The sequence below is a fragment of the Algicola sagamiensis DSM 14643 genome (genome assembly GCF_000374485.1).
Lineage (GTDB): Bacteria > Pseudomonadota > Gammaproteobacteria > Enterobacterales > Alteromonadaceae > Algicola > Algicola sagamiensis.
This window is the reverse complement of the sequence record NZ_KB894497.1, coordinates 45381-61442: the sequence shown is the minus strand read 5'-3', so window position 1 is coordinate 61442 and position 16062 is coordinate 45381. Positions and strand designations below refer to the sequence as shown.

The window sequence follows — 16062 nt, the reverse complement described above, 5'->3', positions numbered from 1 at the left end:
GCCCAGCACTTACTCCAATTCACATACGAATAAATAACCAAGAAATTTGGCATTATTTCCTATTACACAAATACTAAAGATTGGGAGATGGAAATTTTGTGTGTCAATAATGCGGATCGTCTGCTACCTCACTGCCTTTGTATTGTTCACTCCTTTATTGCGAGCGGAACAAATCAACTTCAATCTTGAGCGTGATAAAAATACCACTGAGTTCAACTATCATTGGCGAGATGGCAAAGGGACAGAACACCAAATAGGGTTTGTCATGGATAATGAAGTCCTCTATGGTACCTTTCGTCATTTTAAAGCCTATCGGCAGTCTGCAGCACAACGGTTTGTTTTAAAACAACTCAGGGAAATTAGCTCAACGTTTGACCCGAGAGATATCCGTGTGCAGCTTTCTCTCACCCAGGCAGGTATTCAGGTTGAAGCAAGTAGTGTGGATGAAGAATCTTCACTGGCCGTTCTTCAAACACTCCGTAAAGCACAGCAGGAAAGCTTTGATGAGTTCCTGAAAAACAACTATTTCTCTCCTTATATCGATCCGTTTGGCGTCGAAGGTGTAAACCCAGACCATGGCCGTTTTGCAGCGGAAAGTATCGAACTATTGAAGCCAATAAAAGAGGCATTTAAAAAAAAGTATGGACGGATCCGTTCCAAAAAAATGCTCTCTATCGTTCTGTCATTTGTTCAATCAATTCCTTATCATGATCAGGTATCCGAAGCCGATAAAAATGCAGGGTTTATTCCACCAAATAAACTGCTCTACCGTAATCTTGGTGATTGTGACAGCAAATCAACACTATTTGCATCACTCGCAAAAGCCATGTATCCGAAACTGGGAGTTGCAATGATTTACATCCCAAACCATACACTCGTTGGCTTGCAAATTGCCCATGTTGGCCAAGATCAATGGATCAATCACAATGGGATCCACTATATTCTGGCCGAACCTGTCGGTCCTGAATTATTACCAATGGCTAAAGTTGCCGATTCATCAGAAAGTTACGTCTTTGGAAAAATGTATCGTGTCGAAAAAGTGAAACGCCCCAAGCGAAAACGAAAATAAGCCATTCCTTTCTAATCACAAAAGGAATACAATCGTGAAATTAATGTAATCATGAAAATAATTTAATTTGGTTTAAATGATGAAACGTTTTCTACTTCCTGTTTTACTGACATTATCGACAGCAACTTATGCTGATGAAGCTTCCCACAAAGTACTGACTGAAAAACTCTTAGAAACAACCAATGCTCAGTCATCTCTGACCGAAGCGTATACCCAGATTGAGCAAGTATTTATCACGTCGATGAAAGAATTGCGCCTTCCAAAAGACATGCAGCCGAAAGTCGAATCTCACATCGAAAAAATGCAGAAAGTACTCAAGGAAGAACTGGACTGGCAAAAGTTGAAACAGCCTTTAACTGAGCTGTATATGAAAACTTACACTGAATCTGAGATGAAAGAAATCTTGGCATTTTATAAAACAGAAGCAGGTCAAAAGCTTTTACAAAAAGCACCAGAGCTAATGAAAGAAAGCATGGATATCTCTGGCAAAGTACTACAGAATACACTTCCTAAATTACAGGCTATCCAAATGGAGCTTCAAAAAGCTGTTTCTGAGGAAATCGCGAAAAAAGCAAAAGAAGCAGAAGCTGCCATCGAAGAAACAAAAAATAAAGTAAAAGAAAGTACGGACTAAGAAGTATCCTCACTTTTTTCGGTCAGCTCTTCGAGCTGGCTGAGACTTTTGTTGAGTTATCATGAAGAAAAAGACCTAACCTATTCAAAGCAGATTTCATTTATGAGCAAACGGTGTTTCTTCCTGAGTTTTTGGCGCAGTATAGTTGTTTATCGGCAGCGTTAATCAGTTCATCCACCATGATCCCTCGGCTGGGAGTCAAGGTGGCAACACCACAGCTAATCGTCACAACAGAGCTTGCCGATGAATATTCATGAGAGATAGCCAGCGATTCTACTTTTTCTCTGATACCTTCCGCCAGTTGGCAGGCAGATTGAATTTTTGTATCACTCAATAAAGCAACAAACTCTTCTCCACCATATCGGGCAACCAAATCAGCCCCGCGGTGGACACAACTATCAATGCAACGAGCAACGGCTATGAGCACATTATCTCCCTGCCTGTGTCCATAATTGTCGTTAAATGCTTTGAAATGATCAATATCCATCATGATAATCGATAATGGTTGCAACATTCGCATACCTCGACGCCATTCTCGATCCAGCATTTGCTCAAAAAACCTTCGATTGGGGATCTCAGTTAAACCATCCATCGAGACTAATCGTTCAAGCAAGTCATTCTTCTGTTTTAACGCCAATTGATTTCTGACTCTGGCAACAACAATTGGAAGTACATAGGGCTTGATAATATAGTCCATTGCACCAAGCTCCAGGCCCTTCACCTGATCGTCTGCACCTTCCCTCGCCGTGACAAACATGACTGGAATATGCTTTGTTTCTTCACTGGCTTTCAGCTCAGTAATGATTTCAAAACCATCGAAGTCTGGAAGCTGAATATCAAGAATAATTAAATCCGGAACCGGGGAACGGAAACATGTCGCGAGTGCTTCCTTGCCTGTACTAGCAATCTCTACCTTATTCTCTTTTGCTAAGGCATACTTCAGCATATCCGCATTGACAGGATCATCATCGACAATCAAAATTTTTGGTTGCTTCGATTGCTCGTTATACTGGCTCATCTGTGCTTATCTGTTTTTCCTGGATTTCTTTCTCGCGTCCCACGAGTGACTTCATTTGTTCAATACTAAAATACAGCGCATCAATCAGAGGAATTAACCGTTCAAATGTAACCGATTCATTTCTCCACTCATCCTCAAATGTTTGGACTTCCTGATAAATGTACACGAGGCCAAGGTTTCCAACCATGCCTTTCAGTGTATGAACTCTGTGTTTTAGCTCGTTTCGCTGATTGAGACGGAATGCCTCTAACATCCGCTCTGGCTCGCCTTCTATTCTTTGAATAAAAGTTTGCAGGAGTTTTAAAAGTGAATGACGATCATCTTGCGTTTGCTTAAGTGCAAATGCCCAATCAAACCAATCTATCTGATGTCGCCTTCCTTGATGGATCAACATTGAGAGTATTTGATACAATGTCTCTCTTAATATTGGTTTGGTTAAATGCGTATCCATACCAGCCCTTTCGCTCTTTATTTTGTCTTCTTCCGAACAATGTGCCGTCATTGCAAGTATAGGCAATCGAGACCACTTTTGCTGGACGCGGATAGCACGGGCTGTACTCAACCCATCCATACCCGGCATCTGAACATCGAGCAAGACAGCGTCAAAAGCTTCTTTGTGCAGCACCTCTAATGCAGCTTGACCATGAGAAACCACGGTTACAGTCGCTCCAGCCTGTAGCAGCATCAGCTCAACAAGTTGTTGATTGACTTCATTATCTTCTGCAATAAGAATACGCTTTCCTTCCAAGAGACCGCCTCGAATATTCTCTTGCAAATGTTGGCGGTTGGAAGAACGCCAGAAATCTCGAAGTTGTGCAGCGCTGACAGGCCATCGGATCACTGGAAATGGAAGTTCATTCGGTAATCTTTGATTTTTCCCTGTATCAATATATTGAATTGATATCTGCTTTAACCGCTCTGGCGGGATTAACTTCTGTAAAGTTTCATATTGATCCGTCACGATCAGTATGTCAGCAAGTTCATACTGAGACTGTTGGATATCCTGCACACTGAGGCAAGTAACCTGAAGTTGCCTCAGCTTATTTTTCATTGCAATAAATACTTGTTTATCAGAGATATCTAAACATACTTGAAGAGGTAACTTCCAGTCTGGTGAAATTGCCTTAGCAGGCACATGTTTTAACTTTACCGTGAATTCAAAGCGAGCGCCTTTATATTGTGTCGACTTCACATGTATCGAACCACCCATAAGCCGAATAATTGCTTGGCAAATCGCAAGACCAAGACCTGAACCTTCATATTGACGTGTTATTGAACTGTCACCCTGTTCAAATGCACTAAACAACCTCGGTTTCATCTCTTCTGAGATACCAATCCCCGTATCTTCCACGAAAAAATATAGCTCACAGGATTGTTCATCTTTCTCCATACATGCACCACCAATCGTGATTTTACCTGAGTCGGTAAACTTCACTGCATTATGCAGTAGATTTGTAAATACCTGTCCTAATCGGATTGAATCGCCAATGCACATTTCCGGGAGCTTTAAATCCAATTTATAATCAATAAAAATCCCTTTCTGCTGGGCAGTCAATGCATTGAGCATCACTGCTTGGATGATGACTTCTGAGAGATAAAACGGTTCATGCTTGAGTTGAAGTTTCGCAACTTCCATCTTTGAAAAATCTAAAATATCATTAATCACTTGCATCAGTGCATTGCCTGAACGCTCTGCTTTCTTCACAAAATCTCGTTGCTGTGCGTTTAGCTCTGTTGTTTCCAACAGTTGAAGCATGCCCATAACGGCATTCATCGGCGTTCGAATTTCGTGGCTCATATTGGCAATAAATTGCCCTTTCGCATTATTTGCACGTTCTGCTTCTTCTTTCGCAATGGAAAGCTCCTTTGCAATCAACCGCCGTTCACTAATATCTTGAAGGTGAACAATGATATACAGAGGCTGTTTCTGCTCATCCCAAACCAGAGAAGCACTAAGCAAGATCCACACCTCTCGATTGTCTTCGGTTCTTGCTCGAAATTCCTTACTGAATGAGTCCCACTCAACAACCAACAATCGTTGTAGATCTTCCGTGAGTTCTGCGCGTTCTTCTGGGCTGAAAAGTGCAGGAAAATAACGGCCATACGCCTGCTTATCTGTAAGAGAAAAAATATCAGAAAATGCATCATTCACTTGTAGAATTGCAAATTCTGGAGATAACAAACATATCCCATTCGCAGCATATTCAATTGCACTACGAAATTTATTTTCACTTTGTCTCAATGCCCTTAATGTTTCGTGAAGCTCCGTAATATCCCGACCGATCCCAATGACACCCAGCATCTTTTCCTGCTCATTAAAAAAAGGGGTGATGAGAATATCTAGATATTTCTGACTTCCATCAGGATATGTCACCAACTCACTTCGTCGGCTTGAGCAGCCTTCATCGAGCACCATTTGGTCTTCTTCATCAATCAGCCGAGCTTTCTCTCGGTTAAAAAAACCACTGGCTCGGCTACCAATAATTTGCTCTTCTTTCACACCTAAGAAAGCTTCATATGCTCGATTACATCCCAGGTATGTACCATCAACGTTTTTAAAGAAAATCAGATCTGGAATCGCTCTAATAATTGATTTCAGGAGTGCTAAATTTCTCTCTTTCGCTTCCGTCGAGCGCTTCAGTGCATTCGTTTTTTCTTCAACGATATAATCCAACCGACGATTTTGATCGCGGAGGTGCCGCATGAGTTCTTTGTTCTGAATAAAGGCCTGATAGACAGAGTTAAACCATGTTTCCCACCCAAGTGGTGCAGGCTTTCGCATCACAACATCACCATTTGCAGCTTGCTCAATGTAATGAATAAGCTGTGAAGCTGGTTTGACGAATATACGTCTGGTTAAGCTATAAACTAATGACAGTAAACAGGAAAGCCCACCAAATAAAATTAAAAATTGAATAATAAATCGAAGAAAGATTGGAGCAATAAACTCAGAAGCCTGTTGATAATACACCAAAGTCCATGGCAAAGTTTCCAAAGTCCGAGTTTCCACATAATAGCCGCCAACATATCCTTTTTTGGGACCTGAACGCAACATCGAAATTGCATTGACAGATAAAGATTTGGGCAACATATCTTGAACCGAATACGCTTTTTCCGGGAGGTTTTGTACAAATGAGGAATGTGCGAGAACACTATTTCCTTTATCAAATAAAACAAACTCACCTTTATTCCGCAAAAGGCGCTGTGCCATTGCGCTCAACTCTCGTGTTCGAAAGTCGATACCAAGGACACCACGAAATTCTCCATTGGCATAAACAGGGACCGTATGAGAAAACATGACCCCCTTTCCTGCCATATCTTGTGCAGCATTTGTCGTTTGTACACTTTGGTCTGGATTTGTTTCTGGTGTATTCATCCGAAAAACTTGAGAGGATAATAAATGGACACCACACAAAGGATTTTTGGGGGAAACCGGTGGGTAGATATGGATAAACTGCTCTCGTGAAAGGTAATAAATCCAGATAGATTCCGGTAACATGCCCTGAGCAACGGACATGACCCCATTCAGTGACTTGATCATGCTCCATTCCTGCTTCAGATGCTCATCCCCTCCCGTGCGATAATAACCACACGTTGTCCCAAATTTATCTGGATCCCCATCAATCATCTGAGACCAATTCAAATAATATTGGTCTTTTCTATCTCTTATAATCGGTGGAAGTTTCGCAGGCGTTTCTTCCTTTTTTTGGAGCGCACTTTCGGCAAGGTAGCGTGCACCTGTTAAAAACCGGGAGGAGTCTTCAAAGTGCCTATCAAACTGACTGGCAACAACGTGATTAAGATCAGAAGTGCTTTCTTCTTTCTCTTCAACCCAGGATAGAAAAAAATAAAGAGAAGTAAGCAATGAGACTGCGAGAATGACGAGGTAGGAATAAACCGTCATGCGATAGTATCGACTGATCGCTTCCATTGTGTGTTGCGAAGAGAAATTCAGATTAACCACTTCATATTCCAATACTGACTTCAGAAACTTTATCCATCAAACGTCATATCCTGATGATCCAAGCATGAATCGAAGATCTCACATGATGAACCGACCTATTCAATTGTCCCCCAGTGTAAAACATCCCTGTTCGAAGTAAACATATCTCATTCAAATTTTTAAAGGTTTTCTTCCGCGAATGATGCAAGACGTGAACGAACAACACCATTTAAATGTATCGTTGCACTCCCCGTGAAATTCTTAAAGCGTTCGACGATATACGTCAGGCCGGATGAAACAGCTGTAAGATAGTTACTATCTATTTGAGCCAGATTCCCAGAGCAGATCAACTTCGTTCCTTCACCACATCGTGTGATAATGGTTTTCAATTGCGAGGCGGTTAAGTTTTGACATTCATCGAGCAAAACAATTGCATTTTGAATACTTCTTCCTCGCATGAAGTTAACCGACTTGAACTGGATGTTGGCTTTATCCATAATGTAATTCAAGCTGGAGTGCGGGTTTTCATCATGCTTATGGAGTACTTCCAAAGAGTCCGTTATCGCAGCCAACCAAGGCGCCATTTTCTCCTCTTCTGTACCTGGAAGGAATCCTATAGATTCTGCTATTTCTGGCGTATTTCGGGTCACAATCACTTTATCGTAAAATCCTTTTTCAATGACTAGCTCCAGTGCCGCTGCCAAAGCTAATAAAGTTTTACCACTTCCAGCGGGTCCTGTCAGGATCACAAGTTCTATATCCGTATCCAGTAAAGCATTGAGTGCCATCGCCTGATAAATATTCTTGGGAGATATGCCCCATGCCGTTCGTGCCAGCAGTCGTTCACGACCTAAATCGACAAAACTCACACTATCTTGATGGATCTCACAGATTCGTGCCGCAAATTGCTCTGTTTCATCCAGTAAATATTCATTGATATACACCGTTGGGATCGCATCTCGTGCAACCGTATGAATGGTTTCCCTTCCTTCTGTCATACTGGAAACATTTTTAATCCTAGCCCAGAAATCTCCTTCAACTTTCTCAAACCCCTTAGTAAGAAAGCGAATATCATCAATCAGCTGATCCGTTCGATAATCTTCAACATGAGAAAGCCCAGCACCTTTTGCTTTGATGCGCATATTGATATCTTTTGTGACCAGCACAACTTTCCGTGGTGCTTTCACTTTTTGCAAATGCAAAGCTGCATTGATGATCCGGTGATCATTTTCTCCACCGGGTAACATACCAACATGTTCATCGACATAATGATCATTCACAATCATTAGTTTTCCCGGCTCCAGCCTGCCCATTTCAGCCTGAGGCATCTTCACCCCCTGCAACATATCTTCTGGTGCAGCATCTTTAAGAACATCTTCTAAAGCACGAATAGCTGTTCGAGCGTCTCTGCTGACGTCCTTTCGGCGGTCTTTGATATGATCCAGCTCCTCTAAAACCGTCATCGGGATCACAACATCGTGTTCCTGAAAAGAAAGAAATGCGAAGGGTTCATGCAGCAGAATATTCGTGTCGAGAACGTAGAGTTTCGTTTCCGATAGCTGGTGTTTTCCCATGAAATATACCCTCAAATTACGTACAAAAAATTCATACCACTTGATTTTGAGTGGATTTTCCGTACTCAATCGTCAATTTGATTTAATTTATTAATACTAAAGTTTTAATTTCACCCCCTCCTTTTTTCCTGTTTGAATCAATGAGTTAAATCATTTACTTTCTTAATCTTAGTTGAAAAAACACGACAAGGAACGGCAATCACGGGAAAAGAGATCCCGCATAATATTGGCTAAAATTTCACAGGTGCATCGAATGCACTTTAGGGGTAACATAGCGCCCTTTTCTTCAAAGTCCGAATAGAACGAGAGATTGTAAACAACCTATGAGTTATGCCATTGGTCAACGTTGGATAAGTGATACTGAGTCAGATTTGGGACTCGGTACTGTGGTTAATATTGAAGGCCGAATGGTAACCATTCTCTTCACCGCAACTGGTGAGCAGCGCCTTTATTCCATGAGTGAAGCACCGATTACGCGCGTTTTGTTTAATCCAGGTGACACCATTCAAAGTGCTGAAGGCTGGTCTATGGTTGTCGAGCACATTGATGAATGTGAAGGGCTTGTCACCTATATCGGCATCCGACAGGACACACAGGAGTCTGATGTTCAATTAAGAGAAGTGATGCTGGATCACTTTTTCAAAATGAACAAGCCACAAGATCGCCTTTTTTCAGGTCAAATTGATCGTTTTGACTGGTATGTCTTACGTCAACAGTGCTGGGCAAATCAGCATCAGCACCATCAATCCCCTTTACGTGGACTCATTGGTTCTCGTGCAAGTTTGATCCCGCACCAGCTCCATATTGCTGAAGAGGTTGGAAAACGTTATGCCCCACGTGTTCTTCTATCTGATGAAGTCGGTTTGGGTAAAACAGTCGAAGCAGGGATGATTATCCACCAGCAGATCATTTCGGGGCTCTCTCAAAGAGTGCTTATTGTTGTTCCAGAGTCTTTACAACACCAATGGCTCGTCGAAATGATCCGCCGCTTTAACCTTCATTTCTCTATTTTTGATGATGAACGTTGTACAGAAGCTTTTGCAGAATCATCGAACCCTTTCGAAACAGAACAGCTCGTCATCACAAGCATGGAGTTTTTATCGAAGAAAAAACGCTGGTTTGAACAAGCAACGTTAGCTGAGTGGGATTTACTTGTCGTAGATGAAGCCCACCATCTCGTTTGCGAAGAAAGCAAGCCGAATACCGAATATCGCCGGGTTGAAGACTTAGCAAAAGATACTGATGGGCTGATCCTCTTAACTGCAACACCCGATCAGCTCGGCCACGAAAGTCACTTTGCACGTTTGAAGCTGCTCGACCCAGATCGATTTTATGACTACAACGTGTTTGTTGAAGAAGAAAAGCATTACAATGAAGTGGCTGAAGCAGCAAATGAACTTCTGGTTGAGAAAAAGCTTTCTGACAAAGCGGTGCAAACGATTCAAGCACTCCTCAAAGAGTCTGATATCAGTCATGAATTGAATACACTCACAACTGAGTCGAGTGAGCCAGAGCGTGTTGCACAAGCCAAACAATCTTTGATTCAACAGTTATTGGATAGACATGGTACAGGCCGGATATTATTCAGAAACTCACGTTCTGGCGTTGAAGGCTTTCCTGAGCGTATCGTCAACCCACATCCTGTCGAGCTGCCCAGTCAGTACAAAACAGCAATTAGTGTCTCTGGCCAGTTTTCAAATGGCCACTGTCTAGAACAAAAGGCCATACGAGCACTATTTCCAGAGCAAATATATCAGGAATTTGAAGGAGAAAATGCAACTTGGTGGCATTTTGATCCACGTGTTGAGTGGTTAATTGATACATTAAAATCTCTGAAAGAAAAGAAAGTACTGGTCATTTGTGCGCATGCACAAACAGCACTGACGTTAGAGCAAGCCCTCCGCGATAAAGAAGCCATCCGTGCAGCAGTATTCCATGAAGGAATGAGTCTGATTGAGCGTGATAAAGCAGCCGCATACTTTGCACAGGATGAAGATAGCGCTCAGGTACTTCTTTGTTCTGAGATTGGTAGCGAAGGCAGAAACTTCCAATTTGCACATCACCTTGTGTTATTCGACTTGCCTCTTAACCCGGACCTACTCGAACAACGAATTGGCCGGCTTGATCGTATCGGCCAAACTGAGTCTGTTCAAATTCATATTCCTTACTTTTCTGAGACATCTCAAGAACTGTTATTTCACTGGTATCATGAAGGACTGGAAGCATTTGAACATACCTGTGCAACTGGTTCTATTGTTTATAAAGAATACGGTGAACGGTTATTGGAACTTTTGTCTGAGTATTCAAGTCAAGAAGAGGAAAGTCATACACAACTCATTCATGATGCAAACACCAAACATCATTCACTGAAAAAGGCACTGGAGGAAGGTCGCGATCGACTACTAGAACTCAATTCCAGTGGACGTGGTGCAGGCGAAAAGCTCGCTGACGCAATTGAAACAATCGACAATGAAACACACTTAGCAACATTTATGTTGAAGGTGTTCGATGTCTTTGGTATCAATCAGGATGATAAGGGTGATAATGCGATTGTCCTGACCCCTTCAGAGCATATGTTAATGCCAACATTCCCGTGCTTACGTGATGATGGGATCACCGTCACATTCGACCGAGATACGGCACTTTCTCAGGAAGATATGCATTTTATCACTTGGGATCATCCAATGGTGCAAGGGGCAATTGACTTGTTTACTGGTGACGAACTTGGTTCAAGTTCTGTTGCATTGCTCAACAACAAAGCGCTGCCTGCTGGGACATTTTTTGTCGAGCTCATGTATGTGGCAGAAGTGACGGCCCCAAGCGAATTACAAATCAGCCGCTACTTACCGCATACACCTATTCGACTCTTGTTGGATAAGTCAGGGAAAGATCTTTCTGCGAATGTGCCTTTCGACACCTTCAATCGTCAGTTAAAACCAGTCGGCCGTCAGACAGGCTCAAAACTTGTTGCAGCATTACAAAGCGTCATTCATAACCTATTACCGAATGCATTGACTGAAGCAGAAAAGCAATTATCTGATATTCAGGAAAAAGCAAAGGGGAAAGTGCATCAGGCATTAGATGCCGAACTGGAACGTTTACAGGCACTCAAACAAATGAATCCGAATGTTCGAGACGATGAAATCTGGTTCTTGAATAAACAAAAAACGTCTATGGATGAATTTATAATGAAAACGCAATTAAAGCTGGATGCAATTCGTTTAATTGTTGTTTCTCATGGCTAAACATTTTTATTTCAGGTCGCTGCCAATCAGGCAGTGGCCCGCTTCAATCATGAGTATTCTGTAGATATTTCCATATGACTGCTGAACCTGTATCTATCTATGACATGCAACAAAGAATATAGGTTTTCAAGCGCTGCCTAAGCAAACGCAAGTGTTGCATCACCTTCAAAGTATCCCCGTTTTTTCATGGTTGATATCACTTCAGATAAAGGCCCTTCAATTCGGACAACTTGATCAGATTGGAACAACTCTTCTGTTAACAGCCCTTCATAAACTGCTGATGGCTGAACAAACTGACTATTTAATCTTGGTAAATCAAAGCCACCTGGGATACGTAATATATCAAAATCCAGGCATGGGAACTGATCTGAGCTTACCCAATCAGATCGCGTCAGCAAGATGGATTCATCATGAATTTGAAATGCGTAACACTCAAAGTCCGAGTCTCTCAAAATGACGTAATCCGAGGCACGAACTTGAGTGACTTGAATCGAATCCAGCGTTAAGGCCTCCTGTAAGGCCACTGTATATCGGCGATGGGGTAGGTACGTATAAATAAGACCACCAGCAACAAAACTGAATGCTGTAAATAAGACCTCGATACTAAACAATGGCATCGTACTATTTGGTGAGTGCATCATTACGATCAAGCAGCCTGTTGCTAACCCAACAACAGCACTAAAAAATGAGATTAACCGTGCAAGTACAGCAAAATCTCTTCTACTTCTTTTGATCTTCATTGAAATCAGCCGCTTTTCTGATTTTGTAAGCGACCGTTCAAACTGCTTGAACATCTGACAACCTATCTATACCACTGACTGAATGAAACATTATTGAGGGTTACACTCCCGTGATCAAACTAAAATCGACGACGTGTAAAAACCACAATAAAGCTGAAAAGTTAAATTTGGTTAACATTTTGTAACTATCGAGCATTATATAGACAATGATAGCTTTTGAAAAGTATTAATTTGTACTCAATTTAAACTTTTTAACACTTCATTTTAATCACGTCATTTATCCAGGAAAGCGATCATGCTCAAGACATCCTCATTTTTGCTTTTATCCTTACTTTGTTCCTTCTTTTTTGGGACAGGATATCGGCAAATCTTTTCAAATTTCCCTTGATTTGTCGCACCTTTCGTTAAGATCACAACTTCAAAGGTAAGCCACCCTGGTTTCTTTCTAGTGTTACTTTCATGTGGTTCAAAGTTCCAGCGCTTTGTCGCTTTTAAAAGCTCTTTATTGAAGAGGTCACGGGGGAAAGATTGAGAAATGTTAAAGTATTGTGGCTCACCGTCTTGGTTAATGCCTATTTTTACTTTGAGACAGCCAGAAACACGTCGCTCAGCAAGCTCGCGATGATATTCAGGATACACTTTGTTAACAATGTACCATAATCTCTGTTTTTGAGTTATTTCCCTGATATGTATTTCATGCTCAGGTGCCTTCCACTTAAGGATCATGGCACATGAAGAAAGGAGTAAAATACATATCAATACCACAAAAGTGTTCAATCGCTTCATACTAAGTCAATAACCATTCAACAATAGATACCTATTCCCTCATTGCTCAAAACGAAAAATTAATCGAGCATATTAAGAAAATAGTATTATTTTTATGTTATGACTAGCATAAAGCAATACTATCATTTCACAGATTCAACAATATAAGGTGTACAGACACGTACTTCCCTCTCCTTGATTCTTCTCTTCACTTTAAAAACATAACAACCATCTTCGACTTTACCTTCAACAATAGATTGATAAGTCTTTATATGTTTTTCGCCAGCAAAAACATATACCAGCTCCTCCGTTTGCATATGAAAATCCTCCATTTCATCAAAAGCGAAGCCATTTGCTGCAAACAAAAAACCGAAAAGTGCATATTTCATTGTTTCGTCCTACCTTGGTTTGTATCAATATATTGAAAAGAATATGAAACCATGCATGAACCTAGGATGAATGGTATTTAATCAAATCTCTAATTTTGCAATTTCAACCGGATCATTTCGTTGCATATGTAAGATTGGGTAGGGTTTTCCCATTCCATCGGTTGGGGAGCGGCTGATAACTTCAAAACCAAGGTGCTGGTAAAAGCCAATCGCCTGTTGATTTTGTTCGTTGACATCCACGCATCGGCACCCATGATTTTCTAGGGCATCAAGGAGTAAATACATGCCGATTCCTTTACCTCGAGCCTGATTGCGAACAAATAACATTTCGATAGACTCCCCAGCGATTCCAATAAATCCCAGGATCTCTTTCGATTCATTTTGAACATAATAAAGAGTTACCGCAGGAAAGCCTTGTTCTGGGATGATCTTTTTAAACGTTTGTATATCTTTTTCACTGACAAACTCATGGGTTGCACGAACAGAGTCTTCCCATACAGCAAGTAATTCTGGGTAATCAGCAGGAACTGCACGTTGAATATTCATTCTATCTAAATCTCCATTTTGACCCCATTCTAATTCACACCAATCAGTAAGACCATGATCTGTAATCAGCTTTTTAAGTGAGAATATGACTCTAGCCCTATTCTACGACATAAATATCGCACAGAGCAGACCTTCATCTCATACCATATACTTAAAAATCTGATATGATCTGCCCCCGTGGCATCCAACAACATTTGATGAGTTACAACATGAAACATAGAGTCGACGTTCTGATTTCTGAAAAAGACGTCCAAGAAAGAATTCAAGCACTCGCAGAAGAAATGTCTGCACATTACGATAACACTGATGATCTCATGATTGTCGGCCTGCTGAGAGGTTCTTATGTCTTTATGGCAGACCTTTCCCGAGCAATGAAAGTCAATCATATCGTCGACTTTATGACCGCTTCCAGTTATGGTTCCAGCATGGAGAGCAATCGTGATGTAAGAATTTTGAAAGATCTGGATGAAGACATTAAAGGGAAAGATGTTTTAATCGTTGAAGATATTATTGATACAGGATATACACTCAGCAAGGTCAAAGAGATTCTCACCCTGCGTGAGCCAAAATCATTAAGGATTTGTACGTTGCTTGACAAGCCTTCACGCCGCGAAGTAGACGTTCCCGTTGATTGGATTGGCTTTAGTATTCCAGATGAGTTCGTAGTCGGTGTAGGCATCGATTACGCACAGAAGTACCGCAATCTACCTTATATTGGAAAAGTTGTTCCACTAGACTAACGATTTATAATTCCGCATGAAAAAGAGAGAATTAAATCCTCTCTTTTTCATTCATATTACTGTTGCGCATGACTTTCGAAAATCGCATCTGTTTTTGCTGCACAGATAAAGTCATTTTTATGTAAGCCACCAATGGCGTGTGTCCACCAAGTGATTGTGACTTTACCCCACTCGGTCAATAGTGCCGGATGATGAAATTCAGCCTCAGCCATATCTCCAATTGCGTTTGTAAAAGCAATCGCCTGTTTGAAGTTCTTAAATTTATAGACGCGTTCCAACTGTAAAACTCCGTCCCGAGTCAACGGTGTCCAATCTGGGATCTGCCGTATTAACTCACCGAGTTCTTCATCTGATACTTTCGGTGCATCCGCACGACATGCTTCACATTTTTGCTGTAATAATTCAGACATGAATTTATCCTTAGCTCACTAATCGTTTTTCTTTTGGTGGAAATTTTGGCTCAAATAATCCAAGGGCTTTCGCCTTTTTCACATATTGCATGATATCCATTTGGCTCAACTCAAACAATTGATGGATACTCTCAATGCAGTAGTAAATCGGCTGCATGATATCAATTCGGTATGGCGTTCTTAACACATCCACAATGTTAAACTCTCGACGCTCCGGTACTTCACTATTGAAAGCGTACTCGGTTTCTCCAGGTGAAGATAAAATGCCACCACCGTAAATCTTCAGCTCGTTATCTGTATTCCTGATCAAGCCAAACTCCACGGTAAACCAGTACAGTCTAGCAAGAAAAACACGGTCTTCCTTACTTGCTTCGTACCCCAGCTGTCCATATCGATGTGTAAATTCCGCAAACTCTGGGTGCGTTAGCATCGCACAGTGTCCGAATATTTCATGAAATATATCGGGTTCTTGTAGGTAATCAAAATCTTCTCTGCGACGAATAAATGTCGCAACCGGAAACTTCCGGTTGGCCAATAAACGAAAAAATTCATCAAAATCGATTAACGCTGGGACAGCAGCACACTCCCAGCCTGTGCGTTCTCGCAAAACACTGTTCAGCTCTTCCATATGTGGAATGCCATCGGAGCGCAAATTAAGAATCTTCAAGCCATCAAGATACTCATCACAAGCCTTATGTTGGATATTTCCAATCTGACGAGAATACAATGCATGCCACACATCATTCTCTTCTGGTGTCCAAAGGATGCTACCATCGGCTTCTAACGGTTTTGATACATATTGACTTGATTTTGCCATTCTTCACGCACTCCATAAATTGTTCTGATGTGTCGATAGTAGAACGAGCTGAGACTCAAAAGAATAGTCTGGCATGAATTCGATTATGTCGTTTTTATGTCAAGTGTAAACATATTTTTACTTGTAAAAATATGTTTACACTGATTTTAAAGCCTATTAGATATAGCTTCAA

The 16062-nt window shown here is 41.2% G+C and carries 13 protein-coding genes; 4 read left to right on the top strand and 9 right to left on the bottom strand.

The genetic code is table 11. From position 1 onward, the window contains the following. Window positions 1-100: 100 nt before the first annotated feature. Both C505_RS0111600 and C505_RS0111595 read left to right on the top strand, forming a co-directional pair. On the top strand, window positions 101-1069 hold the full coding sequence (locus C505_RS0111600) for a hypothetical protein (protein ID WP_157368988.1): 969 nt from the start codon (window positions 101-103) through the stop codon (window positions 1067-1069). A gap of 79 nt (window positions 1070-1148) precedes the next feature. Next, a complete protein-coding gene (locus tag C505_RS0111595) occupies window positions 1149-1703 on the top strand; it encodes a DUF2059 domain-containing protein (RefSeq protein ID WP_211215072.1) in 555 nt (184 codons plus the stop codon). 100 nt (window positions 1704-1803) lie between these two features. Here C505_RS0111595 and C505_RS0111590 read toward each other — a convergent pair whose 3' ends face one another. The 3 genes from C505_RS0111590 to C505_RS0111580 form a co-directional block, all read right to left on the bottom strand. Continuing rightward, complete coding sequence (locus C505_RS0111590; protein ID WP_018692779.1) at window positions 1804-2721, bottom strand: diguanylate cyclase; 918 nt, start codon at window positions 2719-2721, stop codon at window positions 1804-1806. Next, entirely contained in the window at window positions 2708-6685 is a 3978-nt protein-coding gene (locus C505_RS0111585) for a PAS domain S-box protein (RefSeq protein ID WP_157368985.1), read from the bottom strand. The genes C505_RS0111590 and C505_RS0111585 overlap by 14 nt, the downstream gene beginning before the upstream one ends. A 158-nt stretch (window positions 6686-6843) precedes the next feature. Further along, a complete protein-coding gene (locus tag C505_RS0111580) occupies window positions 6844-8238 on the bottom strand; it encodes a PhoH family protein (protein WP_018692777.1) in 1395 nt (464 codons plus the stop codon). Between the two features lie 323 nt (window positions 8239-8561). Between C505_RS0111580 and rapA the strand changes: the two genes are divergently transcribed. Continuing rightward, on the top strand, window positions 8562-11483 hold the full coding sequence (rapA, locus tag C505_RS0111575; RefSeq protein WP_018692776.1) for an RNA polymerase-associated protein RapA: 2922 nt from the start codon (window positions 8562-8564) through the stop codon (window positions 11481-11483). 137 nt (window positions 11484-11620) lie between these two features. On the opposite strand, the gene C505_RS0111570 is transcribed toward rapA, so the two are convergent. From C505_RS0111570 to C505_RS22185, 4 genes are all read right to left on the bottom strand, one after another. Then, entirely contained in the window at window positions 11621-12277 is a 657-nt protein-coding gene (locus C505_RS0111570; protein ID WP_018692775.1) for a hypothetical protein, read from the bottom strand. Window positions 12278-12496: 219 nt separating this feature from the next. After that, window positions 12497-12862 (bottom strand): TonB family protein, encoded by a 366-nt coding sequence (locus C505_RS0111565; RefSeq protein ID WP_169337035.1) that lies wholly within the window; start codon window positions 12860-12862, stop codon window positions 12497-12499. A 269-nt stretch (window positions 12863-13131) separates the two neighbouring features. Beyond that, complete coding sequence (locus tag C505_RS0111560) at window positions 13132-13377, bottom strand: hypothetical protein (RefSeq protein WP_018692773.1); 246 nt, start codon at window positions 13375-13377, stop codon at window positions 13132-13134. Window positions 13378-13458: 81 nt separating this feature from the next. After that, a complete protein-coding gene (locus tag C505_RS22185) occupies window positions 13459-13923 on the bottom strand; it encodes a GNAT family N-acetyltransferase (protein WP_018692772.1) in 465 nt (154 codons plus the stop codon). A gap of 209 nt (window positions 13924-14132) precedes the next feature. Between C505_RS22185 and hpt the strand changes: the two genes are divergently transcribed. Further along, on the top strand, window positions 14133-14663 hold the full coding sequence (gene hpt / locus C505_RS0111550; protein WP_026317908.1) for a hypoxanthine phosphoribosyltransferase: 531 nt from the start codon (window positions 14133-14135) through the stop codon (window positions 14661-14663). A gap of 56 nt (window positions 14664-14719) precedes the next feature. Here the strand turns inward: hpt and C505_RS0111545 are convergent, their stop codons facing one another. Both C505_RS0111545 and phhA read right to left on the bottom strand, forming a co-directional pair. Continuing rightward, window positions 14720-15073, bottom strand: a complete 354-nt coding sequence (locus tag C505_RS0111545; protein WP_018692770.1) for a 4a-hydroxytetrahydrobiopterin dehydratase — start codon at window positions 15071-15073, stop codon at window positions 14720-14722. Between the two features lie 10 nt (window positions 15074-15083). Then, complete coding sequence (gene phhA, locus C505_RS0111540; RefSeq protein ID WP_018692769.1) at window positions 15084-15890, bottom strand: phenylalanine 4-monooxygenase; 807 nt, start codon at window positions 15888-15890, stop codon at window positions 15084-15086. Window positions 15891-16062 lie beyond the last annotated feature (172 nt).

Excerpts from the sequence above, each read along its gene's own strand:
- C505_RS0111545 (WP_018692770.1), bottom strand. The coding sequence starts at position 15,073 with ATGTCTGAATTATTACAGCAAAAATGTGAAGCATGTCGTGCGGATGCA.
- C505_RS0111560 (WP_018692773.1), bottom strand. The coding sequence starts at position 13,377 with ATGAAATATGCACTTTTCGGTTTTTTGTTTGCAGCAAATGGCTTCGCT.
- C505_RS0111580 (WP_018692777.1), bottom strand. The coding sequence starts at position 8,238 with ATGGGAAAACACCAGCTATCGGAAACGAAACTCTACGTTCTCGACACG.
- C505_RS22185 (WP_018692772.1), bottom strand. The coding sequence starts at position 13,923 with ATGAATATTCAACGTGCAGTTCCTGCTGATTACCCAGAATTACTTGCT.
- phhA (WP_018692769.1), bottom strand. The coding sequence starts at position 15,890 with ATGGCAAAATCAAGTCAATATGTATCAAAACCGTTAGAAGCCGATGGT.
- C505_RS0111570 (WP_018692775.1), bottom strand. The coding sequence starts at position 12,277 with ATGTTCAAGCAGTTTGAACGGTCGCTTACAAAATCAGAAAAGCGGCTG.
- C505_RS0111595 (WP_211215072.1), top strand. The coding sequence starts at position 1,149 with ATGAAACGTTTTCTACTTCCTGTTTTACTGACATTATCGACAGCAACT.
- C505_RS0111590 (WP_018692779.1), bottom strand. The coding sequence starts at position 2,721 with ATGAGCCAGTATAACGAGCAATCGAAGCAACCAAAAATTTTGATTGTC.
- rapA (WP_018692776.1), top strand. The coding sequence starts at position 8,562 with ATGAGTTATGCCATTGGTCAACGTTGGATAAGTGATACTGAGTCAGAT.
- hpt (WP_026317908.1), top strand. The coding sequence starts at position 14,133 with ATGAAACATAGAGTCGACGTTCTGATTTCTGAAAAAGACGTCCAAGAA.